This is a genomic window from Kribbella deserti (genome assembly GCF_042434725.1).
Lineage (GTDB): Bacteria > Actinomycetota > Actinomycetes > Propionibacteriales > Kribbellaceae > Kribbella > Kribbella deserti.
Genome location: NZ_JBHLTC010000012.1, coordinates 119,408 through 142,455 on the forward strand (window position 1 = coordinate 119,408; position 23,048 = coordinate 142,455).

At 67.2% G+C, this 23,048-nt stretch carries 22 protein-coding genes; 11 read left to right on the plus strand and 11 right to left on the minus strand.

Annotation, left to right across the window (positions count from 1 at the left end):
• The first annotated feature begins 57 nt into the window (after nucleotides 1-57).
• The 6 genes from ACFFGN_RS11060 to fdhD are packed head-to-tail and all read left to right on the plus strand — an operon-like array spanning nucleotide 58 to nucleotide 7,117.
• A complete protein-coding gene (locus ACFFGN_RS11060) occupies nucleotides 58-540 on the plus strand; it encodes a formate dehydrogenase subunit gamma (RefSeq protein ID WP_380046140.1) in 483 nt (160 codons plus the stop codon).
• Nucleotides 537-2,057, plus strand: coding sequence for a formate dehydrogenase beta subunit (locus ACFFGN_RS11065; protein WP_380046143.1), 1,521 nt, complete (start codon nucleotides 537-539; stop codon nucleotides 2,055-2,057). The genes ACFFGN_RS11060 and ACFFGN_RS11065 overlap by 4 nt, the downstream gene beginning before the upstream one ends.
• On the plus strand, nucleotides 2,054-4,870 hold the full coding sequence (gene fdhF / locus ACFFGN_RS11070) for a formate dehydrogenase subunit alpha (protein ID WP_380046145.1): 2,817 nt from the start codon (nucleotides 2,054-2,056) through the stop codon (nucleotides 4,868-4,870). The genes ACFFGN_RS11065 and fdhF overlap by 4 nt, the downstream gene beginning before the upstream one ends.
• Nucleotides 4,870-5,094, plus strand: a complete 225-nt coding sequence (locus ACFFGN_RS11075; RefSeq protein WP_380046147.1) for a formate dehydrogenase subunit delta — start codon at nucleotides 4,870-4,872, stop codon at nucleotides 5,092-5,094. The genes fdhF and ACFFGN_RS11075 overlap by 1 nt, the downstream gene beginning before the upstream one ends.
• Nucleotides 5,094-6,287 (plus strand): molybdopterin molybdotransferase MoeA, encoded by a 1,194-nt coding sequence (locus ACFFGN_RS11080; RefSeq protein WP_380046149.1) that lies wholly within the window; start codon nucleotides 5,094-5,096, stop codon nucleotides 6,285-6,287. The genes ACFFGN_RS11075 and ACFFGN_RS11080 overlap by 1 nt, the downstream gene beginning before the upstream one ends.
• Entirely contained in the window at nucleotides 6,275-7,117 is an 843-nt protein-coding gene (gene fdhD / locus ACFFGN_RS11085) for a formate dehydrogenase accessory sulfurtransferase FdhD (protein ID WP_380046151.1), read from the plus strand. The genes ACFFGN_RS11080 and fdhD overlap by 13 nt, the downstream gene beginning before the upstream one ends.
• Before the next feature lie 55 nt (nucleotides 7,118-7,172).
• On the opposite strand, the gene ACFFGN_RS11090 is transcribed toward fdhD, so the two are convergent.
• From ACFFGN_RS11090 to ACFFGN_RS11105, 4 genes are all read right to left on the minus strand, one after another.
• Nucleotides 7,173-8,297 carry a trypsin-like serine protease gene (locus ACFFGN_RS11090; RefSeq protein WP_380046153.1) on the minus strand — a complete coding sequence of 375 codons (1,125 nt, stop codon included), beginning with the start codon at nucleotides 8,295-8,297 and terminating at the stop codon, nucleotides 7,173-7,175.
• 24 nt (nucleotides 8,298-8,321) lie between these two features.
• Nucleotides 8,322-10,175 carry a PKD domain-containing protein gene (locus ACFFGN_RS11095; protein ID WP_380046155.1) on the minus strand — a complete coding sequence of 618 codons (1,854 nt, stop codon included), beginning with the start codon at nucleotides 10,173-10,175 and terminating at the stop codon, nucleotides 8,322-8,324.
• 128 nt (nucleotides 10,176-10,303) lie between these two features.
• A complete protein-coding gene (locus ACFFGN_RS11100) occupies nucleotides 10,304-11,272 on the minus strand; it encodes an XRE family transcriptional regulator (protein WP_380046157.1) in 969 nt (322 codons plus the stop codon).
• A gap of 135 nt (nucleotides 11,273-11,407) precedes the next feature.
• Nucleotides 11,408-12,598 carry a glycoside hydrolase family 64 protein gene (locus tag ACFFGN_RS11105; RefSeq protein ID WP_380046159.1) on the minus strand — a complete coding sequence of 397 codons (1,191 nt, stop codon included), beginning with the start codon at nucleotides 12,596-12,598 and terminating at the stop codon, nucleotides 11,408-11,410.
• Between the two features lie 382 nt (nucleotides 12,599-12,980).
• Here ACFFGN_RS11105 and ACFFGN_RS11110 point away from each other — a divergent pair, with 382 nt between their 5' ends.
• Complete coding sequence (locus tag ACFFGN_RS11110; protein WP_380046161.1) at nucleotides 12,981-13,547, plus strand: dihydrofolate reductase family protein; 567 nt, start codon at nucleotides 12,981-12,983, stop codon at nucleotides 13,545-13,547.
• A gap of 12 nt (nucleotides 13,548-13,559) precedes the next feature.
• Here ACFFGN_RS11110 and ACFFGN_RS11115 read toward each other — a convergent pair whose 3' ends face one another.
• From ACFFGN_RS11115 to ACFFGN_RS11125, 3 genes are all read right to left on the minus strand, one after another.
• On the minus strand, nucleotides 13,560-14,261 hold the full coding sequence (locus ACFFGN_RS11115) for a fibronectin type III domain-containing protein (RefSeq protein ID WP_380046163.1): 702 nt from the start codon (nucleotides 14,259-14,261) through the stop codon (nucleotides 13,560-13,562).
• Between the two features lie 6 nt (nucleotides 14,262-14,267).
• Nucleotides 14,268-14,867 (minus strand): hypothetical protein, encoded by a 600-nt coding sequence (locus tag ACFFGN_RS11120; protein WP_380046165.1) that lies wholly within the window; start codon nucleotides 14,865-14,867, stop codon nucleotides 14,268-14,270.
• A gap of 148 nt (nucleotides 14,868-15,015) precedes the next feature.
• Complete coding sequence (locus ACFFGN_RS11125) at nucleotides 15,016-15,843, minus strand: SDR family NAD(P)-dependent oxidoreductase (RefSeq protein WP_380046167.1); 828 nt, start codon at nucleotides 15,841-15,843, stop codon at nucleotides 15,016-15,018.
• A gap of 125 nt (nucleotides 15,844-15,968) precedes the next feature.
• On the opposite strand from ACFFGN_RS11125, the gene ACFFGN_RS11130 reads away from it, so the two are divergent.
• Nucleotides 15,969-16,421, plus strand: a complete 453-nt coding sequence (locus tag ACFFGN_RS11130) for an SRPBCC family protein (protein WP_380046169.1) — start codon at nucleotides 15,969-15,971, stop codon at nucleotides 16,419-16,421.
• 84 nt (nucleotides 16,422-16,505) lie between these two features.
• Here the strand turns inward: ACFFGN_RS11130 and ACFFGN_RS11135 are convergent, their stop codons facing one another.
• Nucleotides 16,506-16,949 carry an Hsp20/alpha crystallin family protein gene (locus ACFFGN_RS11135; RefSeq protein ID WP_380046171.1) on the minus strand — a complete coding sequence of 148 codons (444 nt, stop codon included), beginning with the start codon at nucleotides 16,947-16,949 and terminating at the stop codon, nucleotides 16,506-16,508.
• A gap of 131 nt (nucleotides 16,950-17,080) precedes the next feature.
• Between ACFFGN_RS11135 and ACFFGN_RS11140 the strand changes: the two genes are divergently transcribed.
• Complete coding sequence (locus tag ACFFGN_RS11140) at nucleotides 17,081-17,737, plus strand: hypothetical protein (protein ID WP_380046173.1); 657 nt, start codon at nucleotides 17,081-17,083, stop codon at nucleotides 17,735-17,737.
• Nucleotides 17,734-18,123: a hypothetical protein gene (locus ACFFGN_RS11145; protein ID WP_380046175.1), complete on the plus strand. Its 390-nt coding sequence runs from the start codon at nucleotides 17,734-17,736 to the stop codon at nucleotides 18,121-18,123. The genes ACFFGN_RS11140 and ACFFGN_RS11145 overlap by 4 nt, the downstream gene beginning before the upstream one ends.
• Here ACFFGN_RS11145 and ACFFGN_RS11150 read toward each other — a convergent pair.
• The 3 genes from ACFFGN_RS11150 to ACFFGN_RS11160 are packed head-to-tail and all read right to left on the minus strand — an operon-like array spanning nucleotide 18,120 to nucleotide 22,320.
• Nucleotides 18,120-20,498, minus strand: a complete 2,379-nt coding sequence (locus ACFFGN_RS11150) for a phosphoketolase family protein (RefSeq protein WP_380046177.1) — start codon at nucleotides 20,496-20,498, stop codon at nucleotides 18,120-18,122. The two genes, ACFFGN_RS11145 and ACFFGN_RS11150, sit on opposite strands and share 4 nt — an antisense overlap.
• Nucleotides 20,499-20,542: 44 nt before the next feature.
• Nucleotides 20,543-21,721, minus strand: a complete 1,179-nt coding sequence (locus ACFFGN_RS11155; protein ID WP_380046179.1) for a zinc-dependent alcohol dehydrogenase — start codon at nucleotides 21,719-21,721, stop codon at nucleotides 20,543-20,545.
• Nucleotides 21,718-22,320, minus strand: coding sequence for a flavodoxin family protein (locus ACFFGN_RS11160; RefSeq protein WP_380046181.1), 603 nt, complete (start codon nucleotides 22,318-22,320; stop codon nucleotides 21,718-21,720). The genes ACFFGN_RS11155 and ACFFGN_RS11160 overlap by 4 nt, the downstream gene beginning before the upstream one ends.
• Before the next feature lie 100 nt (nucleotides 22,321-22,420).
• On the opposite strand from ACFFGN_RS11160, the gene ACFFGN_RS11165 reads away from it, so the two are divergent.
• Nucleotides 22,421-22,981, plus strand: a complete 561-nt coding sequence (locus tag ACFFGN_RS11165; protein WP_380046183.1) for a hemerythrin domain-containing protein — start codon at nucleotides 22,421-22,423, stop codon at nucleotides 22,979-22,981.
• Nucleotides 22,982-23,048: the final 67 nt, after the last annotated feature.

Here is a 23,048-nt window from a genome sequence, read left to right on the forward strand (position 1 = left end):
GACGACATAGATAAGTTGTATTTGCCGCTGCTCATGCCGGACGGCGACCCTCGTGACATGACCATCGACACGACGAACCCGGCCGCGGTGCGCACGGCACGAGTGCGGGAGATCGCCTCGGAGCTGCGCGAACTCCGCGGCGCGCTGCTGCCGATCCTGCACGCGGTACAGGCGGATCTCGGTCATGTCGATCAGGTCGACGTCGCCGTGATCGCGGACGTGCTCAACCTGTCCGTCGCCGAGGTACACGGCGTTGTCACGTTCTACAAGGACTTCCGCCGTGAGCCGGCCGGCCGTACGACGCTGCGCATCTGCCAGGCGGAGGCCTGCCAGGCCGTTGGCGCCGAGGCCCTCGGTGAGCACGTCAAACGCCGTACCGGACTGAGCTTCGGCAAAACGTCGGTGGACGGGAGACTCACGCTCGAAGAGGTCTTCTGCCTCGGCAACTGCGCCCTCGGCCCAGCCGTCCAGGTGAACGGAAAACTGCACGGCAAGGTCAGTCCGGCCCGCCTCGACGCCATCGTGGGAGAAGCCCGATGAAGGTCTACGTACCCAGGGATTCGGCAGCTGTCTCCGTCGGGGCCGACGAGGTCGCCGAGCGCATCACCGCTTCGGCCAAGGCGATCGGCCGCGACGTCGAGGTGGTGCGCACCGGTTCGCGCGGCATGCTCTGGCTCGAACCACTGGTCGAGATCGAAACCCCGCAGGGCCGGATCGGCTACGGCCCGATCGCCCCGGAGCAGGTCGACGGTCTCATCGCCGCGGGCATGCTCGACGGCGCAGGCGAAAGCCTCGGCCTGGTGGAAGACCTCGACTGGATGCGCCGCCAGCAACGCCTGACCTTCGCCCGCGTTGGCCTGATCGATCCGCGCTCGGCCGACGAGTACGAGCAGCACGGCGGTATGCAAGGCCTGCGCAAGGCGCTCACGATGACCCCGGCCGAGGTGGTCGAGGAGGTCACCAACTCGGGCCTGCGCGGCCGTGGCGGTGCGGGCTTTCCGACCGGTATCAAGTGGCGCACCGTGCTCGGCGCGGACGCGGATCTCAAGTTCGTCTGCTGTAACGCGGACGAAGGCGATTCCGGCACCTTCGCGGACCGCATGCTGATCGAGGGCGATCCGTTCGTGCTGATCGAGGGTATGACGATCGCCGCGTACGCCGTCGGCGCGACCGAGGGTTACGTCTACCTGCGCTCGGAGTATCCCGACGCGGTCGAAGCGCTGGCCAAGGCGATCGAGGCGGCCCGGGCCAAAGGCTGGCTGGGCGAGGACATCGCGGGTTCGAAGCTGACGTTCGACCTGCACGTCCGTGTCGGCGCGGGTGCGTACATCTGCGGCGAGGAAACCTCCATGCTGGAAAGCCTGGAAGGCAAACGCGGCACGGTTCGCGCGAAACCGCCGATCCCTGCCCTGGAAGGCCTCTTCGGCCGTCCGACCGTGGTGAACAACGTGCTCTCACTCGCCTCGGTGCCGACCATCCTGGCGAACGGCGCCGAGGCTTACGCGTCGTACGGCACCGGCCGCTCGCTCGGCACAAGCGTCTTCCAGCTCGGCGGCAACATCGCCCGCGGTGGCATCGTCGAGACCGCCTTTGGAATCACGCTCGGCGAACTGGTGAACGACCTCGGCGGTGGTACAGCGTCCGGCCGGCCCGTTCGCGCCGTACAGGTTGGTGGGCCGCTCGGGGCCTACCTTCCCGTCAAGCAGTTCGACCTGCCGATGGACTACGAGGCCTTCGCGGCGGCCGGGGCGATGGTGGGCCACGGCGGCATCGTGGTGTTCGACGAGTCGGTCGACATGGCGGCGATGGCCCGGTTCGCGATGGCGTTCTGTGCCGAGGAGTCGTGCGGCAAGTGCACCCCGTGCCGCGTCGGCGCGATCCGCGGGGTGGAGACGATCGACCGGATCCGTGCGGGTGAGGACCGGAGCAAGAACCTCGTACTGCTCGATGACCTGTGCGAGCTGATGACCGACGGCTCGTTGTGCGCGATGGGCGGACTGACCCCGATGCCCGTTCGCAGCGCCGTACGCCATTTCGGAGAGGACTTCAGCGCATGACCCTGCTCAAAGAACCGGATTTCGGCACGCCCGCGCGGCACGGTGAAGCCACCGTCACCGTGACGATCGACGGGATCGACGTGCTCGTGCCACCCGGGACGAGCGTGCTGCGCGCCGCCAAGGAGGCCGGCCTCGACATCCCGAAGCTCTGCGCCACCGACAGCCTGGAGGCCTTCGGTTCCTGCCGGTTGTGCGTGGTGGAGATCGACGGCGCTCGCGGTACGCCGGCCTCGTGTACGACGCCGGTGGCGCCTGGCATGGTCGTACGGACTCAGACCGAGAAACTTGGGAAACTCCGTCGCGGCGTGATGGAGCTCTACATCTCGGATCACCCGCTCGACTGTCTCACCTGCTCCGCCAACGGCGATTGCGAACTGCAGGACATGGCAGGCGTGACAGGCCTCCGCGAGGTCCGGTACGGCTCGGGTGTCGACGCCGGTGCGAACCATCTCGACGCCCCGAAGGACACGTCCAACCCGTACTTCGACTTCGACGCCTCGAAGTGCATCACCTGCTCCCGCTGCGTCCGGGCCTGTGACGAGGTCCAGGGCACATTCGCGCTGACGATCGAGGGACGCGGGTTCGACTCGAAGGTCGCCGCCGGCGCGGGTGTCTCGTTCATGGAGTCGGACTGCGTCTCGTGTGGTGCCTGCGTCCAGGCCTGCCCGACGGCCACGCTGCAGGAGAAAACCGTTGTCCAGCTGGGAATGCCGACTCGCAGCGTCATCACCACCTGCGCGTACTGCGGTGTCGGCTGCTCCTTCAAGGCCGAGCTGCGCGGCGACGAGCTGGTCCGGATGGTCCCGCACAAGGACGGTGGCGCGAACGAGGGCCACTCGTGTGTGAAGGGCCGGTTCGCCTTCGGATACGCGAGCCACCCGGACCGGGTGATGGAGCCGATGGTCCGCGACTCCATCACCGATCCGTGGCGCAAGGTCAGCTGGGACGAGGCCATCACCTATACCGCCCGACGCCTTCGCGAGATCCAAACCCAGCACGGCGCGGGATCGATCGGCGCGATCACGTCATCCCGGACCACCAACGAAGAGGTGTACGCCGTTCAGAAGATGGTGCGAGCCGTCTTCGGCAACAACAACGTGGACACCTGCGCCCGGGTCTGCCACTCGCCGACGGGTTATGGCCTCAAGCAGACCTTCGGTACGTCGGCTGGAACCCAGGACTTCAAGTCCGTCGCCCAGTCCGACGTCATCCTGGTCATCGGCGCCAACCCGACCGATGGACATCCGGTCTTCGCCTCGCGGATGAAGCGGCGCCTTCGCCAGGGCGCGAAGCTGATCGTGATCGATCCGCGCCGCATCGACCTGGTCCGCTCGCCCCACATCGAGGCCGCGCACCACCTCCAGCTCGCGCCGGGCACCAACGTTGCCGTGATCAACGCGTTCGCCCACGTGATCGTCACCGAAGGCCTGGCCGACCGCGAGTTCATCGCCGAACGCTGCGAGGACTTCGACAACTGGGAGACCTTCATCTCCTCGCCCGAGCACAGCCCGGAGGCGGTCGAGGCCATCACCGGCGTACCGGCGGCGGAACTCCGCGCGGCCGCCCGGCTCTACGCGACCGGCGGCAACGGCGCGATCTACTACGGTCTCGGCGTCACCGAGCACAGCCAGGGCTCCACGATGGTGATGGGCATGGCCAATCTCGCCATGCTGACCGGCAACATCGGCCGGCCCGGCGTCGGCGTCAACCCGCTGCGCGGCCAGAACAACGTCCAGGGTTCCTGTGACATGGGCTCGTTCCCGCACGAATTGCCCGGCTACCGGCACGTCTCGGACGACGGCGCCCGCGCGGTCTACGAACAACTCTGGGGTACGGCGCTGCTGGACGAACCGGGCCTGCGGATTCCCAACATGTTCGACGCGGCCATCGAGGGCACCTTTCGCGCGTTGTTCGTGCAGGGCGAGGACATCGCGCAGTCCGATCCGAACACCACCCACGTGCACGCGGCCCTGGCGGCGCTCGACCTGCTGATCGTGCAGGACCTCTTCGAGAACGAAACGGCCAAGTTCGCGCACGTGCTGCTGCCCGGTACGTCGTTCCTGGAAAAAGACGGCACCTTCACCAACGCGGAGCGCCGGATCAACCGGGTCCGCCCGGTGATGGCGCCGCTCACGGGCAAGCAGGAGTGGGAGATCGTCTGCGAAATCGCGCAGGCCATGGGCTATCCGATGTACTACAACTCGTCCGCCGAGATCATGGACGAGATCGCCTTCACCACGCCGACGTTCGCCGGGGTCTCGTTCGCCCACCTGGACAAGGTCGGCAGCGTGCAATGGCCGTGCAACGTGCACGCCCCGAACGGGACGCCGATCATGCACGAGGAGGGGTTCGTCCGCGGCAAGGGCCGCTTCGTCGACACGGTGTACGTACCGACGAGTGAGCGGTCGACCCGGAAGTACCCGCTGATCCTCACCACCGGGCGGATCCTGTCGCAGTACAACGTCGGCGCGCAGACACGTCGTACCGCGAACGTTGCCTGGCATCCCGAGGACCTGCTGGAGTTGCACCCGCACGACGCGGAGGTGCGCGGCATCACCGATGGCGACATGGTCTCGATGTCCAGCCGGGTCGGTAGGACCTCGCTGCGGGCCGTCTTGTCCGAGCGGATGCCGGTGGGCGTTTGCTACACGACGTTCCACCATCCCGTCACCGGCGCGAACGTGATCACCACCGACAACTCCGACTGGGCCACGAACTGCCCGGAGTACAAGGTCACCGCGGTCCAGGTGGCGCTCACCGCCGAGCAGCCCACAGTGTCTTCCGAGCGCGAGCCGGTGGCGGTGAGCGACTGATGAGCGGGCACGGCGTACCACCGCATGTGCGGCTGGCCAACGAGATCGCGATCCAGTTCCACCACCAGGCGCCGGACCGCGCCGCGACGGCCATCGCGGAGCATCTGCGGACGTTCTGGGAACCACGGATGACGGCGGCCCTGCTCGAATACCTCGATGCCGGCGGCAACGAACTCGATCCGGTCGCGGTTCGTGCCGCCGACCGATTGCGCCTGGGGCGCTGATGCGCGCGGTTCTGGTGTCCAGCCATACCGGGCATGCCGTCGGCTGGGACGAGGCCCGCGAGCTCGCCTATGTCGCCGCCGAACCACTGCGCCCACGCGCCGTACCGCTCGCGCAGGCCCTTGGCACGGTACTGGCCGAACCGCTGATCGCGCCGGCCGCCTTCCCGCCCTGCGACCGCTCTGCCATGGACGGGTACGCGGTGCGCGGGCCAGGCCCGTGGATGGTCATCGGGACCATCCGGGCCGGTTCGAACAGCCCAGGGCGGTTGACCGACGGTCAGGCGATGGCGGTCGTGACCGGCGCCGCCGTACCCCTTGGCACGTACGCCGTACTGCCCGACGAGGACGTACTGCGTGAGGGCGATCGAGTCCACGGCACGGTCGGACCCAAACGGCACATCCGGTACGCCGGTGAGGAATGCCGAGCCGGGGAAGTCCTGCTACCGGCCGGAACTCCCATCCGGGCCGCGGTCCTCGGTCATGCCGCCGCGCTGGGCCTCGACCACCTGACGGTCATCCCCCGGCCGCGCGTTGCGGCCCTTGTCACCGGCGACGAACTGGTCACGAGTGGCATGCCCGGTCCGGGCCGAACCCGCGACGCGATCGGCCCGATGCTGCCGGGGTTGTTGCACCAGGCAACGGCATTGCCCTTGAGGCGCGTACCGGATTCGCGCCAACGCCTCGTGACAGCACTCGCGGGGGCCGAGGCGGACCTCATCCTGGTTTCGGGTTCCTCCGCCGCCGGGCCCGCGGACCACCTCAGGCCCGCGCTGGACTCCCTCGGCGCTTCGCTGCTGGTGGACGGCGTCGCCTGTCGCCCTGGTCATCCCCAGGCGCTCGCGATACTGCCGGACGGTCGGCTCGTCATCGGCCTGCCGGGCAACCCTCTCGCCGCGCTGACGGCGTTCCTCACCCTCGCCGTACCTGCCATCGCCGGCCTTCGGGGTGAACCACTCGCGTTCTTGCCGACGGCACCTATTCGCGGCGGCCTGGACTGCCATCCGGCCAGCACCCGGCTGGTTCCGGTCCGCCTCCGCGATGGCGCCGCCGAACCCGTGGGACACGGTGGTTCGGCCATGTTGCGTGGCGTCGCGATGGCCGACGCCCTCGCCGTGGTCGAACCCGGGCCCGCCACGGCGATCACCGCCCGGTTGTTGCCACTGACACAAGGGGAGCACTCGTGGGGCGTTTGATCGCGCGCAGGCCAGTCGTCCGGTTCGGACCCGAGGGGACGCGGCGACGGCCAGACTCGATCGCGGTCGAGGAACCGCTCGAGCTGCGCGTGAACGGCAAGGCCCTGGCGGTGACGATGCGTACACCCGGCCACGACGTCGAATTGGCGCACGGGTTCCTGCAGACCGAAGGCGTGATCGGCGGCCCGGACGACATCCTCAGTGCCCGCTACTGCGACTCCCGCGACGACGAGGGACGGAACACCTACAACGTGCTGGATCTCGCGCTTGCGCCTGGCGTGGCACCGCCCGAGATCGGGGTCGAGCGCAACTTTTACACGACGTCCTCGTGCGGGGTGTGCGGAAAGGCCTCGCTGGACGCCGTACGGCTGAAGTCGCGCCACCTGCCCCTGGGTGATCCCGTGCGGGTGGCGCTCGACGTACTCGCGGGGCTGCCGGATGTCTTGAGGTCGCAGCAGCAGGTGTTCGACCGTACGGGCGGCTTGCACGCGGCCGGGCTGTTCACGGCCGAAGGCGAGCAGTTGGTGGTCCGCGAGGATGTCGGGCGGCACAACGCCGTGGACAAAGCCGTCGGTTGGGCCTTGCTGCAAGGGCGTATCCCGGCTCGCGGATGCATCCTGGTGGTGTCTGGACGGACCTCGTTCGAGCTGGCCCAGAAGGCGGTGATGGCCGGAATCCCCGTCCTGGGCGCGGTTTCGGCGCCTTCGTCACTCGCGATCGACCTGGCGTGCGAATCCGGGCTGACGCTCGCCGGGTTCATCCGGAACGGCTCGCTCAACGTCTACGCGCACGCCGAGCGCATCGCCGTACCCGCGCTGGTCGAGACGTGACCCGGTGGCCTCCGATCGCGCCCGCCGATCGGAGGCCACCTGCACGGTCGAGGGGTTAGGTCGCGAAACAGAACCCCTGACCCGAACCGAACGACCAGCACTGCACACGTCGCTCGGTCGTACCGGTCTTGCCGGAGTTGTCCGTGACGGTCAGCTTGGCCGTATAGGTCGCGCCTCTGGCGGGATAGGCGTGCGTGGTCTTCACGCCGGTCCCGGTGCTGCCGTCGCCGAAGTCCCAGGCGTAGGACGCGATCGAGCCGTCCGGATCCGCCGAGGCCGAGGCGTCGTACGCGCAGGTCAGACCCGCCTGGCAGTTGACGGTGAAGCTTGCCGTCGGCGCTTGACCGCCCGTGGGCGGACCACTCGTGCCGAGCTGCTGGTGGACCCAGTCACCCATCACGCCGAAGAGCCGGCCGTGAGCGTTGTACGACGCGCAGTCGGTTCGCAGCCACGAGAAGACGCCGTAGACCTTGCCGTTGTAGTAGTACGGACCACCGCTGTCGCCCTGGCAAAGGCTCGGACCGCCACTGCCGTAACCGCTGCACATCATGTAGCGGTCGTCGTACTGGGAGTTGATGTTCTTGCAGTTCTGGCCTTCCACCACGGGAAGGACCGCCTCGTAGAGCTTGCTGTTGCGGTTGGCGTCCTGCGCGTCGGTTTTGCCGTATCCGATCGCCGTACCTCGTGTCCCGATCGGGAGGGTGTCGCCCGACTTGGCGATCTCGGGATAGGCCATGCCGGCAGGCGTGGGGATGTCCGACTTGGCGATGATGACCGCCACGTCCCAGCCCGTTCGCCAGCCGTCGTTGGCGTTGTAGTTGGGATGCGTGCGGTATTCCTCGATCTCGATCCGGACGCCCTTGCTGGTGTCCGAAAGATCATCCCGGCCGTACACCAGGTATTTGGTGCCCTCGGCAAACTTGCAGTGCGCGGCGATCAGAACGATGCGCTTGGCAACAACCGAGCCGGTGCAGGACTGCTCCGCCGGACGGGCACCACCCGTGCGGTGCTGCGAGATGATGAACGGGTACTTGGCAACGGTGGCGGGGTTGCCACCAACAACTCCCGGACTCGGGTCATCCGTAGCAGCCCGCGGGGCGGCGGTCGCGCCGGGAATGGCCAGCGCGATCGAGGCGGCGGTGACCGCGGTGACGGCGGCCAGACGAACGAGTGTTCTCATGGACTTCTCCTCACTGGTGGGAGATCAACTGCTGAAGCAGAACCCCTGCGTGGCGCTGAAGGACCAGCACTGGATCTGCTTGGCCGTCGTGGCCGTCTGACCGGAGTTGTCGGTGACGGTGAGCTTGGCGGAGTACGTCGCGCTCCTGGCCGGATAGGCGTGCGTCGTCCGTACACCGTTGCCCTTGGCACCATCGCCGAAGTCCCAGGCGTAGGACGCGATCGAGCCGTCCGGGTCCTTCGAGGCGGAGGCGTCGAAGGCGCAGTTCAGCGCCGCCTGGCAGTTCACGGTGAAGCTCGGGGTCGGTGCCTGGCCACCACCGCTGTCCCCAACACGAACCTGCTGCTCGGTGCTCGCGGTCTTGCCACTGTTGTCGGTGACGGTCAGCCGCACGGTGTAGGTACCGGCCGTTCCGTACGTGTGGTTGACCGTCTTGCCGTCGCCATTGGTGTTGTCGCCAAAGGCCCACGCGTACGACGCGATCGTGCCGTCCGGATCGGTCGAGGCCGACGCGTCGAAGCTGCAGGCCAAACCACCCGTCGGGCAGCTCGCGGTGAACTTCGCGACGGGATCGGTCGGATTGGTGGGCGCGTTCGGAACGTAGAGCAGCTTGTTCGGCACCCCCGTGGCCAGGCCCGACATCTTGCCCGTGCTGGCGTTGTCCATGACCCACTTGTGCAGATCGGCCGGCGTACTGCCCGGGACCTCGCTCAGCCGCAAGGCCATCGCGCCCGCGACGTGCGGCGCCGCCATCGACGTACCACTCAGCTGGCCGTACGAGGTGTCGCTGCCCTTGAACGCCGAGTCGATCCCGGAGCCAGGCGCGAACAGGTCCATGCAGGTGCCAGCGTTCGAGTCGAACGCCCGGGTGTCCTGGTTGGTCGAGTTGGCGACCTGGAGGGCCTCGGAGATCGGACCGCCCGGGCCGTAGTTGCAGGCGTTACCGCCGTTGTTGCCGGTGATCAGCGACCACTGGATGCCGGCCTGGATCGAGGCGCGGATGGCCGGTACGGCGATGTCCTTGTCGTCGGTGTAGACGCTGAGGTTCACCACGGCGGGCTTGACCGCGTTCTTGGTGATCCACTCGGCGGCCTCGATCAGCCCGGCGTCCTCGCCCCGGCCGTCGCAACCGAGAATCCGCACGGAGATCAGGTTGGCCTTCTTGGCAACACCACGCGTCGTACCGGCGGCGATACCGGCCACGTGGGTGCCGTGGTTGTTGCAGTCGTTGCCCTGGTTCTGCGTCGCGTGCAGGTCGACGCCGAACTTGGCCCGGCCGCCGAACTCCTGGTGGCTGTAGCGAATACCGGTGTCGACGATGTAGACGTTCACACCGGCGCCGTCGTTCGGATAGGTGTACTTGCTGTCGAGTGGCCGGTCCCGCTGGTCGATCCGGTCCAGGCCCCAGTTCTGCGGATTGCTCTGAGTGCCGCCCGGACCGTAGGCGCCATAGGCCCCGTACGCGCCGTAGGCCCCGTACGCGCCGTACGCGCCGTACGCGCCGGCGATGCCGGTGGTGCCACTTTGGCGGACCTCGGCCACGCCAGGCTCGGCCGCCAGCCGACGGGCCTCTTTGGCCGACAGGCCCTTGACCACAAAGCCTTGCATGGTTGCGGTCAGCACGCTGTTCACCCGGCCACCGTGCCGGTCGACAAGCGCCTTCGCGGTCTCGCTCACGGCCGCGGCCGTGAGCGAGCGGCTCGGGCTCAGGGTCACGAGGTAGCTGCCGGGCACGGGGTTCTTGGCCTTGCTGACCACAACCCCTTCCGGCTCGGGTGGGGCTGCCGCGGCGGCCGGACCCTGGGTGATGGCGATCGACGCGGCGGCGACCAGACCGATGATCGCAATGGCCTTGCGCCGGCGTAACGGGATTCTCATGGTTCCTCCTGGGCGGTGGGGTGCCGCACCGACGGTAGGGAGGACCACGACGTGCCGAACAGCCTTGTTAAGACAGCCCATTAACAGTTCAGGCCAAAACTGTTAACCGTCCACGAGACGCCGGCGGTCTACTCGCCGGGCCAGGTCCAGCGCATGCCGACGATGCCCGAGGCAACATCCGTCTCCGCCAGCAAGGCCGTGTTCGAGGCGCCGATCCAGAGCTCCTGGGTATTGCCCTCGGGCGCGGCAACGGTCCGGCGGTCATAGCGATGGCATCGCGCCGGAGCCACCCCGGGCTCGAACCTGGTCTGCAGTACGTACTCCCGGATCGGATCGACGAACCGGTGTTCGTAGTTGACGATGTACATCGACGGCTCGAAGCGCCACTCGTACTCCAGCAGCGCGGGTTCGCCTTGTTCGAGGACCCGATCGAGGATCAGCTCGGCCGCGATCAGGCCGATCCGGCGATCGGTGCCGAGCCGGCCGACCCGCGCGTACTCGACGCCGGTCAGCTCTGGCGGGTGGTCGGGTTGTTCCTCGGCGAAATACATCACGCAGCACCGCGATACCCGGTCCACGGCCGCCCGGACCAGCTCGCGGACCTTGATCGAATGGACCTTGCGATCGGCACCGATGCGCACCGTGACATGCGTACTGACCCGGCGCAACGCTCCACCATGCGGGAGGCCGACCGCGTTGAGCAGGTCCTCCGGCCGCGAGTCGGCGTACAGCTGCCTGAAGTCCAAGCTGCCCGGGGAATGCCCGATCCAGCGGCCCCGGGCGCGTTTCGGTCCGAGCAAGGAAACCAGCCCGTCCGGCGGCAGCTCGAGCAGTTGCTCCAGCAGATGAACCGCGCGAAGGGAGGCGGCTCGCTCGGGGCGGCTCCGGCCCCGGCGCCAGTAGCTCAACGTCGCGACGCTGAGATGGGCGCCGTGATCGCCCAGCCAGTCGCGGATCTGATCCAGCGTCAGACCGCTGACCTCGATCGCCAGGTGCAACGCGGCTGGAAAAGGCCCGCTGCGCAACGCCAGGGCCAGCTCGCGCCGTACCCGCTCCTCAGCGGCCTTACCGGTCTCGGTGACGGACGAGATCGACATCGCTCCTCCAACAGCCTCACTGACAGGTCCTGACGAACCGTTCTCACCTTCTAACACTCGACTGGATTTGGCGACCCTTCAGTAACCAGCGAGCCCGCCGGCCACTGGGGTCGACGGGCTTGTAGGCGTGGGCGGTCAGTTGAACGGATCGAGCGTCACGTAGGCCATCTGGGGATTGCCGTCGTGAACGAGCGACTCGTGGTGGCCGACGTCATCGAAGGCGAACCCGTAGGCCTTGCCATCGGCCATCTGCGCGTGGATCTTGCGCGAGTAGTGGTTCGTCACGTTGTCGAGATAGAAGCCCGAGTTGCCGGCGTCCGGCTGGTTCGGATTGGTAAGCAGCGTCGATCGGTTGTAGCCGGCGCAGAGCGTGCGCGAAATCGGGCCGCGGACCTGGTCATTGGGTGCGTCGAGCAACTGGTGGCAGCCGAAAATGCTGCTGGCGTTGGGTTTCTGGAACGACGTCACGAGCTGGCCGGAACCGTTGGTGAAGTTCATGACACCACCCGATACGCGGCCGTAGTACTTGAGACCGGGCTGGTTGGCGAACGGCGTCACGGTCAGCGTCTGCGTGCTGTACTTCGACCAAACGCGGTTCACGTAGTCGTCCATGATCGAGGCGGGCAACGCGCCGGTCTCCACGCCGTACAGCGGAGCGAGTGCGCGCAGGATCGAGCCGTCCGGCTTGCGGTGGATGAGGTTGCCCCAGCCACCTGGTTGTCCCTGCAGCGCGTTGAAGAAGCCGTTGTAACCGCCCGGCTTCAACCGGCCCGTGCTGATGGTGCTGCCGTCGGGCTTCTTGACGCCCACCGCGTACGGCGCGGAGAACATGTCGACCTGGGTGCTGTTCAGCCAGATGCCCGAGTCGTTCAGCGTGTACTCGGACCAGTTGAACAGGATGTTGCGGTTCGGGTCGGACGGATTCTGCACCGCGGGTTGCACCAGACCACCCGTGGTCAGCCGGAACACCAGCTTCTGCCCGTACGAGAAGTAGATCCGGCCGGAGAACTTGGGGATCTGGATCGTGATCGACTGCCCGTTCGCCGGGCCGGGAATCGACGCGTCGGGCGCCGGGGTGGGCGGATTGCCGCCGGCCGGCCACGGGTGGAAGCCGCCACCGGCGTCGGCCCAGCCCTGCCGGCCGGTCGAGAGCTCGGTGCCGAGGTTGTAGATGTAGACGGGCTCGGCGCGGCCAGAGTTGTTGGTGAACTTCAGCGGGATCGTCGCCGGTACCGCGGTGGCGGGCTGGGCGACGATGGCGGTCAGGCCGGCCGCGACGGTCGCCGCGGCGGCGAGCAAGGCGCATGTCTTCTGCTTGATACGCACGCTCGAATACCTCCTCAGGTCGGTCCCTAGGAAGTGACGAGTGAGATACCGGGGCACGGCTCGCAAGCCGATCGGGGCGGATCGGCTCACACCAGGTGAGCGGTGACCTGGCCGGTATTCACAGTCCATCCGGAAGGGGGCGGTCCGAAATACTGTGAGAGCGCTCTCACCTTCACGCCAAGTTCACCCGCTGTCAATGCCTCGGCACCGATAATGACGATCGCGCGGCGAATTCGGGCAGGGCTTGGTTCAAGCCGTGAGCCATCCGAGCCGAGTTGAAGGTCAGCTGAAAAAAGATCTGAGTCAGATGTCGAGAGAGCCGAGGCGGCTCCGTCCTGCCTGTGAAAGCACCCGCCGGGTGCACTGACCAGGGAGTCACCGGATGCGCAAGCTCATCTACTTCGTTCACCAGTCGCTCGACGGTTTCATCGAGGGCCCGAACGGTGAGTTCGACTGGCCGCTGATGGGCCCGGAGCTGTCGGCGTACTCGATCGGCCTGCACGACCGCGTCGACACTTTCGTCTACGGCCGGCGGACATGGGACCTGATGTCGTCGTTCTGGCCGCAGGCCGAAACGATGTCGGACGATCCGCACGACCTCAAGTTCGCGCCGCTGTGGCGGGAGACCCCGAAGGTGGTCTGCTCGACCACCTTGACCTCGGCCGACTGGAACACCCGGGTAGTCGGGACGGACCTCGGAGCCGAGATCGCCGCGCTCAAGGCCCAGCCCGGCAAGGACCTGCTGCTGACCGGTGGCGCCGAGCTGGCCGGCGTACTGACCGAGCTGGGTTTGATCGACGAGTACCACGTGGTCGTGCACCCGGTCGTACTCGGCGGCGGCAAGCGCGTGTTCAGCGCCGACCGCAGCCGGTTCAACCTGCAGCTGGCCGAATCCAGCACGTTCGACGGCCAGACCGTGCTGATCCGCCAGGACCGGGTCGCGGCCTGACCGGGTATCGCTTCAGGCCGCGCCGGTGGTTTGGTGCGCGAGGTTGGAGGGCGTGCCGCGATAGAAGGCCCGGACGCGGTACGACGCCTTGCGCTCGGCGGGCAACGTGGTGAGTTCGACCGAGGTGGCGTCCGGATCGATGAAGCCCGCGACACGATAGCTGGACTGGCCCTGCGACCGGATCTCCAGCAGGTAACCCTCCTCCCCTTCGGCATTGTCGGACCAGGTGACGCGGGCGCCGTCGTCCTTCAACGGCACCACCCGCAGGCCGGTCGGCGCCGCGGCGGCCTCGCGCACGGGGACCTTCCGGACGGCGCTTGCACCCGGCGCGGTTCGACCGCCGCCCTTGGCCAGGTTGACGTCGAGCGCGGCCGAAACCGGCCCGAGCACGGGCGTGACCTGGTAATAGAAGGGCGTTCGCGGCATCAAGTCCGGATGCCGGAACGTCGTTCGCCCGGTCGGTACGAACTCGAGGATTGTGTACCGGCCGGCCGGTTCGGTGGCGAACTCGACGATCGCACTGGCGGCCTCGCGGGGCGTTCCGGTCCAGCTCAGCTCGATATCGATCGGTGAAACGAGCGTGGCGGCGAGCGCTACGGCACCCGTCTGCCGCGGCTCGGGCGATCCGGCGGCTGCCCCGCCGGCCGGCGCACTGGGTCCTGAGCACCCGGTGAGCACGGCCAGCAGGACCGCCGTACAGGCCAATCGTGGCAACGGAGCCTACTTCCGCCAGAAGCGAATACCGCTCCACTGCGTGGTGATCGGGCCTGCGCCACTGTCGGTCCGGTACGAGCCGAACTTGTCGTAGAAGCTGCCACCAGGGCTGCTCATACTGTGCCGCTGGGATCCGTTGATGTAGGTGCGATGGGCACTACCGACAACGTGCACGGTATTGACCCGCACGGTGGTACCGACCGGCGCGGCACCACTTTCGATGGTGTCACCACCAACCCGGTAAAGGCGGCCACCGCGTTCGACCGCGAGCATGAAGAATGGGCCGGAGCCGCTTTCGTTGAAGGTTTGTTTCAGGCTGATCCGGGTGCCGGCCATGCTGGTGATCCGGAAATAGCCTTCGAACTGCCGCGAACCGCTCGAATAGGTGGCATAACGCCGTTCGGCGCGCTGGTCACCACTGGTGGTGGAGCAGGTGAGCTGGAAGGTCAGGTCGTTGACCTGGCCGCAACCGCGTTCCTGCACAGTGAAACCGGGCGAGTACGACGTCCAGCCGCCGGGCTCGACCTCGGCCGTCGCGGTAGGGGCCGCGAGCATCGATCCGGCCAGCACAGTGGTTGCCGTGAGCAAACGTAAATATGGGGGCATGGGCTTCCTCATCGCAGAGAGTGGGCGGGTACTTTCCGCGTACGCTCGCTCACGATAAGCTCAAACCCCCGCTGGGAAAAGGCTTCCCAATGGGATTCTCGCTGCGGTTGTTCCACTGACCCCGGTGACTGATCGAGAACCGGCAGTGTCACTTTGTGGCGCGCTGAGCGAGTTTGTCGAAGACGCGATCCGGCACCAGGCGACGCACTTTGGGTACGACGGTGGCGGCGAGACCGCCGGCGTAGCGGGTATGAGGGTGCTCCGCCGTGAGGGCCTTGGCGATCAGCTCCGCGACCGAATGCGGGCTGGCGCTGTTCTTGCCCTGCTTGCGCAAAGTCTCCTGGAAGGCGTCGACCCGCTCGCGATAGCGCTCGGCGACCGGCAGCGAGTCCAGGGCGTGCGCAGCCTTGGCCCAGATCGGGGTCGAGACCGGCCCCGGTTCGAGCAGGACCACCGAGATGCCGTCGGGCGCGAGTTCCTGCCGCCAGGCATCGCCGATGGCCTCGATCGCGTACTTCGACGCGTGATAGGCGCCCGCGAACTGCACCGCGACGAGCCCACCGATCGAGCCGACAAAAACGATGCGCGGCCGCTCGCGTTCCCTGCGCAGCAACGGCAGCACCTGCTGGGTCATCGCCACCTGGCCGACGACGTTGACCTCGAATTGGTGGCGAAGGCGGTCGACCGGCAGCGACTCCAAGGGTCCGGCGACGCCTTCGCCCGCATTGTTGACCAGGGCGGTCAGTCCTTCGCCGCCGAGTTGATCGTCGACCTTCGCGACAAAGCCCTTGATACTGGCGAGATCGGTCACGTCGAGCGGCGCGACCATCATCCGGTCGGACCCGCCCTTGGCCAGCACCTCGCCATCGGCCGGATCGTGCACGCCGGCGAACACCCGCCAGCCCGTTCGATCCAGGTGCAGTGCGGTGCTCGCGCCGATCCCTGTTCCGGCGCCGGTGATAATCACGGTCGGCATTTGCGGACCTCCATCCCTGGTCGCTTTCGCCCGTACCCGTCGGCAAACCGGAAATCACCCCGTGTTGGAGCTGGATTGCTGGGTACCCGGAGGGAGAACCCCACAGATCAAGGAGGTACGAGCCGATGAGCACGATCACCGAATCGGTCGATGTGGCTGTCCCGGTCACCACGGTGTACAACCAGTGGACCCAGTTCGAGTCGTTCCCGAAGTTCATGGACGGTGTCGAAGAGGTCCGTCAGCTGGATGCCACCCACACGCATTGGGTCACCAAGGTCGGTGGTGCCACCCGGGAGTTCGACGCGACCATCACCGAGCAGCACCCGGATGAGCGGGTGGCCTGGAAGTCCGACAGCGGACCCAATCACGCCGGTGTGGTGACGTTCCACAAGCTCGACGACACCCACACCCGGGTGACGGCTCAGATGGACATCGATCCCGAAGGCTTCGCCGAGAAGATCGGCGACAAGCTGGGCGTGATCGAGGGCAAGGTGAAGGGCGATATGAAGCGCTTCAAGGAGTTCATCGAGTCACGAGGCAGCGAGACCGGCGCCTGGCGAGGCGACGTACCGCGCTGATCAACAGCCGGCAGAGCCACCCGCGACAAAGCACTGCCCTGGGCCCAACAGCCCAGGGCAGTGCCATGTGCGCGCCGCGGAATGTCAGGCGCTGATCTGCTGGCGGTCGGATCCCGCCGTACCGACAGTGATCTTGCGGGGCTTGGCCTTCTCCGCGATCGGGATCTTCAGCGTCAGCACGCCCGCGTCGTAGTGGGCCTCGATGCGGTCGGCGTCGAGGGAATCGCCCAGGAACAGTTGCCGGGAGAAGACACCCAGCGGCCGCTCGGCGACCTGCATCTCGGCGTTGTCCGGTACGTCGGCCGGGCGACGCTCCGCTTTCACGGTGAGCACGTTGCGCTCGACGTCCAGATCGATCGCGTCCGGGCTCACGCCGGGCAGATCGAAGACGACAACGAACTCCTCGCCACTGCGGTAGGCGTCCATCGGCATCGGGCTGGGCCGCGACCACGTGCCGGGCGCGGCGCCACTCAGCATCTGCTGGGCCAGCCGGTCGAACTCACGGAACGGGTCGGTGCGCATCAACATCGCCTTTCCACCTCCTGTTTGTCGTTACGCGACGGTGGTCAATACGCATTTCCTGTTGTAGCATGTCATCGGAACGACGACAAGTAGGGTTGTCACTGGAATGACGACGGCCGCTTCCCGATGGAGGACCGATGACCCTCGACGCCGCAGCCCCTCCGCGCCCGGCCACGGAGGTCATCCACACGCTCGCCGCGCTGGTGAACCGGCTCGACGACGAGTCGACCACTCAGGTCGAGTTGCTGACCGGCCTGACGGATCTGCGCGGCCTGTTGCAGGAGATCGCCCGCTGGGAGCCGCTGCTGATCAGCGCCGCCCGGGACCGCGGCGCGAGCTGGGCGGAGATCGCCCCGGCGCTCGGGCTGGCCAGCCGGCAGGCCGCCGAACGACGGTTCCTTCGGCTTGAGGACCAAGGCGGCGACTCCAGTCTGACCGGCGACCAACGCGTCCAGGCGACGCGGGACCGCCGGGCCGGCGATCGCGCGGTGGCCGATTGGGCCCGGGACAACTCGGCGACCCTGCGCGGTCTCGCCGGCCAGATCACTGCCCTCGCTGGCCTTGATCCCGCCACCCAGGCCAGCGTCGACCGAGTCCGCGCCGCCCTCGGCGAGAACGACAGCGCCGCCCTGATCGCGCCTCTCGCCGATGTAACACCCCACCTTGCCGCCAGCCACCCGGCCCTCGCGGACCAGCTCACGGCCCTTGCCGCCGACACGGCCGAGGTCCGCCAGCAGCCCAGCACCACCCGTCAGAGCAATCAAGCGCCAGCGAAGAAGGAGGACGCCCCGTGAAGCTGTTGTTCGAGCTCCGTCCGGTCGAACACCTTGACGCCAGTGTGGATTACTACCGTGACCTCGGCCTGTACCCGCTGAGCTGGCCGGACGACGAGACCGTGCTGCTGGGTTCCGACCGTTCGGAACCACCGACGCTGATGCTGGTTCGCGACCCGGTCGAATCCGCGTTGCGCTCCGGCGCGATCTACGAGGTCGGGGACGTCGACACCTTCTACGCCCAGCACCTCGACCTGGACTGGCTGGTGCCACCGACCGATCGATCCACCGGCCGGTATGCCGTTTTCGCCGATCGCACCGGTACGGCGGTCCGCCTGCTCGACTACCGCCCGTACGACCTGCGCGCCGTCGGCCGCGGCCGCCCCGCGCTCGCCGCTGTCAGCTAACCGCGTCGGCCCCAGCGCCATTCGCGGATCTCCGGCATATCCTCGCCGTACTCGGTCACGTACGCGTGGTGCCGGACCCGCTGGTCCTCCAGGTACTGCCGGAAGGTGAGCGCCCGGCTACCGAGGCCGGGCACGCGGTCGATGACGTCCATCGCCAGGTGATACCGGTCCAGGTTGTTGCGCACCACCATGTCGAACGGCGTGGTGGTGGTGCCCTCTTCGATGTACCCGCGCACGTGCAGGTTCTCGTGGTTGCGCCGCCGGTAGGTGAGGCGATGGATCAGCCAGGGATAGCCGTGGTACGCGAAGATCACCGGCTTGTCGGTGGTGAACAGCGCGTCGAACTGCGGATGCGTCAACCCGTGCGGGTGCTCCGCGGAATCCTGCAGGCGCATCAGGTCGACCACGTTCACAACGCGGATCTTCAAGTCAGGAAGGTGTTCGCGTAGCAAGTCGACCGCCGCGAGCGTCTCCATCGTCGGTACGTCGCCCGCACAGGCCATCACCACGTCGGGATCGCCCTGGTCGTTGCTGGCCCACGGCCATACGCCGGCGCCTCGCGCACAGTGCAGCGCGGCCGACTCCCAGTCCAGCCAGCTCGGTTGCGGCTGTTTGCCCGCCACCACGACATTCACATAGTTCTTGGTCTGCAGGCAGTGGTCCATCGTCGACAGCAGCGTGTTGGTGTCCGGTGGGAGATAGACCCGGATCACCTCGGCCTTCTTGTTCACCACGTGATCGATGAAGCCCGGGTCCTGGTGGGAGAAGCCGTTGTGGTCCTGCCGCCACACGTGCGAGGTGAGCAGGTAGTTCAGCGACGGGATCTTCCGCCGCCATTCCAGCCGGTTCACCGTTTTGAGCCACTTGGCGTGCTGGTTGAACATCGAGTCCACGATGTGCACGAACGCCTCGTACGACGAGAACAACCCGTGGCGCCCGGTCAGCAGATAGCCCTCGAGCCAGCCCTGCAAGGTGTGTTCGCTGAGCATCTCCATCACCCGGCCATCGAGGGCCAGGTTCTCGTCGGTGTCCAGCTTGTTCGCGTTCCAGGCCTTGTCCGTCACCTCGTAGATCGCGCCCAGGCGGTTCGACTCGGTCTCGTCCGGGCCGACCACGCGGAAGTTCCGGTACGGCGCGTTCATGCTGAAGACGTCGCGCAGGTAACTGCCCAGGACCCGCGTGGCCTCGGCGTTCTCCGCGCCGGGAACCTTCACGGCCACGGCGTACTCGCTGGGATCGGGTAGTTCGAGCTCCCGCGCAAGCACCCCGCCGTTCGCGTACGGGCTCGACCCCATCCGCAACTCTGGTCCGGGCGCGAGTTCGAGCAACTCCGGCACCGGTCGTCCTTCGGCGTCGAACAGTTCCTCAGGCCGGTAGCTCCGCAGCCAGTCCTCGAGTTGGCGCCGGTGCTCCTCGTTGGTGCGTACGCCCGACAGCGGTACCTGGTGGGACCGCCAGGTGTCCTCCACCTGGAGGTCGTCCACCGTGCGCGGACCGGTCCAGCCCTTCGGCGTACGCAACACGATCATCGGCCAGGCCGGCCGGGTGCCCAGGCCCTGCGGCGAACGGGCCTCCGCCTGGATCTCGTCGATCCGGTCCAGGCAACGATCCAGCGCTGCCGCCATCGCCTGGTGCACCTCGGCCGGCTCGGACCCCTCGACGAGGATCGGCTCGTGCCCATACCCCTCCAACAGGCTCGTGAGTTCCTCGTCACCGATCCGCGCGAGCACAGTGGGATTCGCGATCTTGTAGCCGTTCAAATGCAGGATCGGCAGTACGGCGCCATCGCCGCGGGGGTCCAGGAACTTGTTCGAGTGCCACGAGGTGGCCAGCGCGCCGGTTTCGGCCTCGCCGTCACCGATCACGCAGGCGACCACCAGGTCGGGGTTGTCGAAGGCGGCGCCATAGGCGTGGCTGAGCGAATACCCGAGCTCGCCGCCCTCGTTGATCGAGCCAGGCACCTCCGGCGCGACGTGGCTCGGGATTCCGCCCGGGAAGGAGAACTGCTTGAACAACCGGCCCATCCCGGCCGCGTCCTGGGTGGTGTTGGGATAGAACTCGGTCCAACTGCCCTCGAGCCACGAGTTCGCCACCATCGCCGGACCACCGTGGCCCGGGCCGACGACGTACATCAGTTTGCGTTGGCGCTGCCGGATGATCCGGTTGAGGTGGACGTAGACCAGGTTGAGTCCTGGCGTCGTACCCCAGTGGCCGAGCAAGCGCGGTTTGAGGTGGTCCGGCGCCAGCGGTTCGGTCAGTAGTGGGTTGGCCAGCAGGTAGATCTGCCCGACCGAAAGGTAGTTGGCGGCCCGCCAGTAGGCGTCCAGGCCACTCAGTTCTTCTTCGGTCAGGGGGCTCGTCTCGATCCGTTGCACCAGTGCCTCCGGGCTCAGCGTGCGCGGTCAGCTTGCTCTTGGGGTCAGGGGTTGAGCAGCACCTTGACGGCGCCGTCCTGTTTCTTCTGGAACATCTCGTACGCCGCGGGGCCTTCGGACAGCGGCAGGTGGTGCGTGGCGAACAGATCCACGCCGAGCACGTCTTCGTCGCTCAACAGCGGCAGGATGTCCCCGGCCCAGCGATGCACGTTGGCCTGGCCCATGCGCAGCTGGATCTGTTTGTCGAACATGATCAGCATCGGCAACGGATCGGCCGCACCGCCGTACACGCCGATCAGCGAGATCGTGCCGCCGCGGCGAACCATGTCGATGGCCAGATAGAGCGCGGCCAACCGGTCGACGCCCGCGGTCTGCATCACCTTGCGCGCGATCGCGTCCGGCAGCATGCCCGTGAGCTGCTGGCCCACCTTGGCCTTCGGTGACCCGTGGGCCTCCATACCGACGGCGTCGATGACGGAATCGGGACCACGCCCGCCGGTGAGTTCGCGAACCACGTTGGCGATGTCGTCGTGCTCGTTGAGATCCAGCGTCTCCACGCCGCGTACCCGGGCACGCTGGAGCCGCTCCGGCACCAGGTCGATGCCGATCACCCGCAAGCCGCGGTGGACCGCGATCCGGGCCGCCATGTCGCCGATCGGGCCCAGACCCAGTACGACGACCGTGCCGCCCTTGGGCACGTTGGCGTACTCCACGGACTGCCAGGCGGTCGGTAGTACGTCGGACAGGTAGACGAACCGGTCGTCGGGTGGGCCCTGCGGGATTTTGATCGGGCCGTACTGCGCTTGCGGAACGCGCATGAGTTCGGCCTGTCCGCCCGGCACCTGGCCGTACAACTTGGTGTAACCGAAGAGCGCGGCGCCCATGCCTTGTTCGGTGACCTGGGTGGTCTCGCACTGGGTTTGCAGGCCTTGCTCGCACATGAAGCACCGGCCGCAGGCGATCTGGAACGGAACCACCACCCGGTCCCCCGGTTTGAGGTTGTCCACCTCCGAGCCCACCTCGACCACCTCGCCCATCGGCTCGTGGCCGAGGATGTCGCCGGGATCGAGGAAGGGCGCGAGCACCTCGTACAAGTGCAGGTCCGATCCGCAGATGCCGGACGACGTCACCTTGATGATGGCGTCGGTCGGTTCCTTGATCACCGGGTCCGGTACGTCGCTGTACGCGATCTTCCGTTTGCCCTGCCAGGTCAGTGCTTTCACTGCGGCCTCCCGATCGGATTGGCGGCTAGCGCCTTAGCGACCGCCACCAGGTTGTGGGCCATCGCCTGGCCCGTCTTGTGCGACCACTCATGGCCTTCGGTGGTTTCGCTGTAGCTGGGGCCGGGCCCGGGACCGCGGTTCCAGTACGTCCACGCCTGGCCCGGAATCGTGTAACCGATATCGGCCAGCCCGCCGCTGAGCTCGGAGATGACGTGATGAGCGCCGTCCTCGTTACCGGTGACCACCACGCCGGCGACCCGGTTGTAGGCGACCGGTCGTTCCTCGTCGTCGGTCTCGCTGATCATCGCGTCCATCCGCTCGAGCATGCGCTGCGCGATGGAGGACGGCCGGCCCACCCAGGTCGGCGTCGCGACCACGAGGATCTCGCTCGCCAGCAGCTTCTCGTGCACACCCGGCCAGTCGTCGCCGGGCCCTTCGTCGGTGGAAACTCCTGGAGGCAGATTCAGGTCCGCGAGTCTGACTTCGGACGTTTCGACCCCCTGCTTGCGCAGGGCTTCAATGACGACGGCGGCCAGCTTGGCCGTGTTCGACTCCGCCGGCGAGGGTTTGAGCGTGCAGTTCAGCACCAGGGCGCGCATCGACCTCTCCTCCGCTTCGGTTCGTGCCGCCCCGGTACCCGGGTATTGGCGATTGAACCGGGGTACCGGGCGCCCAGCACACCTAGAAAGGAGTACTGCCGTGGCCGGAGATGTTGTCGAGCTGATCATGCAGGACCACCGTGAGGTGGAACGGCTCTTCGATGAGCTGAAAAATCATCCCGAGAAGCGGCCGAATCTGGTTCCCGTTCTCACCACCCTGCTGACCGCTCACAGCCGGGCCGAGGAAGCCGAGGTCTACCCGGCAGCCAAGGACGAGGCCGGCGAGTCCGACGAGGTCGCGCACAGCCAGGAAGAGCACGTCGAGGCGGACAAACTGCTGGAACAGCTGGCTGCCACCGACCCGCAGTCGCCCGACTTCGACCAGGTCCTGAACGAGCTGGTTGACGCCGTGACGCACCACGTGGAGGAAGAGGAGTCGAAGGTTCTTCCGGGCATCCGGGACCGGCTGAGTGACGACCGGCGGCTTGAGCTGGGTGAGGCGTTCGCCGCCAGCCGGGCCGAGCACCTCGGTCAGCAGCCCGCGGACACCACGAAGGACCAGCTCCTGCAGCAGGCCCGCAACGCCGACGTCAGCGGCGTATCCGGGATGGGCAAGGACGAGCTGAAGGAGGAACTGCGCAAGCAGGCCTCGGACAGCTGAACCGCATATGCAGAAACGGCCGCTACTCCGGAATCGGGGTAGCGGCCGTTTCTGCTTGGCATTGTCT

Bases quoted from the DNA above. Each gene is read 5' to 3' on its own strand.
- ACFFGN_RS11060 (WP_380046140.1), top strand. From the start codon at position 58: ATGACCATCGACACGACGAACCCGGCCGCGGTGCGCACGGCACGAGTG.
- ACFFGN_RS11065 (WP_380046143.1), top strand. From the start codon at position 537: ATGAAGGTCTACGTACCCAGGGATTCGGCAGCTGTCTCCGTCGGGGCC.
- fdhF (WP_380046145.1), top strand. From the start codon at position 2,054: ATGACCCTGCTCAAAGAACCGGATTTCGGCACGCCCGCGCGGCACGGT.
- ACFFGN_RS11075 (WP_380046147.1), top strand. From the start codon at position 4,870: ATGAGCGGGCACGGCGTACCACCGCATGTGCGGCTGGCCAACGAGATC.
- ACFFGN_RS11080 (WP_380046149.1), top strand. From the start codon at position 5,094: ATGCGCGCGGTTCTGGTGTCCAGCCATACCGGGCATGCCGTCGGCTGG.
- ACFFGN_RS11090 (WP_380046153.1), bottom strand. From the start codon at position 8,297: ATGAGAACACTCGTTCGTCTGGCCGCCGTCACCGCGGTCACCGCCGCC.
- ACFFGN_RS11095 (WP_380046155.1), bottom strand. From the start codon at position 10,175: ATGAGAATCCCGTTACGCCGGCGCAAGGCCATTGCGATCATCGGTCTG.
- ACFFGN_RS11100 (WP_380046157.1), bottom strand. From the start codon at position 11,272: ATGTCGATCTCGTCCGTCACCGAGACCGGTAAGGCCGCTGAGGAGCGG.
- ACFFGN_RS11110 (WP_380046161.1), top strand. From the start codon at position 12,981: ATGCGCAAGCTCATCTACTTCGTTCACCAGTCGCTCGACGGTTTCATC.
- ACFFGN_RS11120 (WP_380046165.1), bottom strand. From the start codon at position 14,867: ATGCCCCCATATTTACGTTTGCTCACGGCAACCACTGTGCTGGCCGGA.
- ACFFGN_RS11125 (WP_380046167.1), bottom strand. From the start codon at position 15,843: ATGCCGACCGTGATTATCACCGGCGCCGGAACAGGGATCGGCGCGAGC.
- ACFFGN_RS11130 (WP_380046169.1), top strand. From the start codon at position 15,969: ATGAGCACGATCACCGAATCGGTCGATGTGGCTGTCCCGGTCACCACG.
- ACFFGN_RS11135 (WP_380046171.1), bottom strand. From the start codon at position 16,949: ATGTTGATGCGCACCGACCCGTTCCGTGAGTTCGACCGGCTGGCCCAG.
- ACFFGN_RS11140 (WP_380046173.1), top strand. From the start codon at position 17,081: ATGACCCTCGACGCCGCAGCCCCTCCGCGCCCGGCCACGGAGGTCATC.
- ACFFGN_RS11160 (WP_380046181.1), bottom strand. From the start codon at position 22,320: ATGCGCGCCCTGGTGCTGAACTGCACGCTCAAACCCTCGCCGGCGGAG.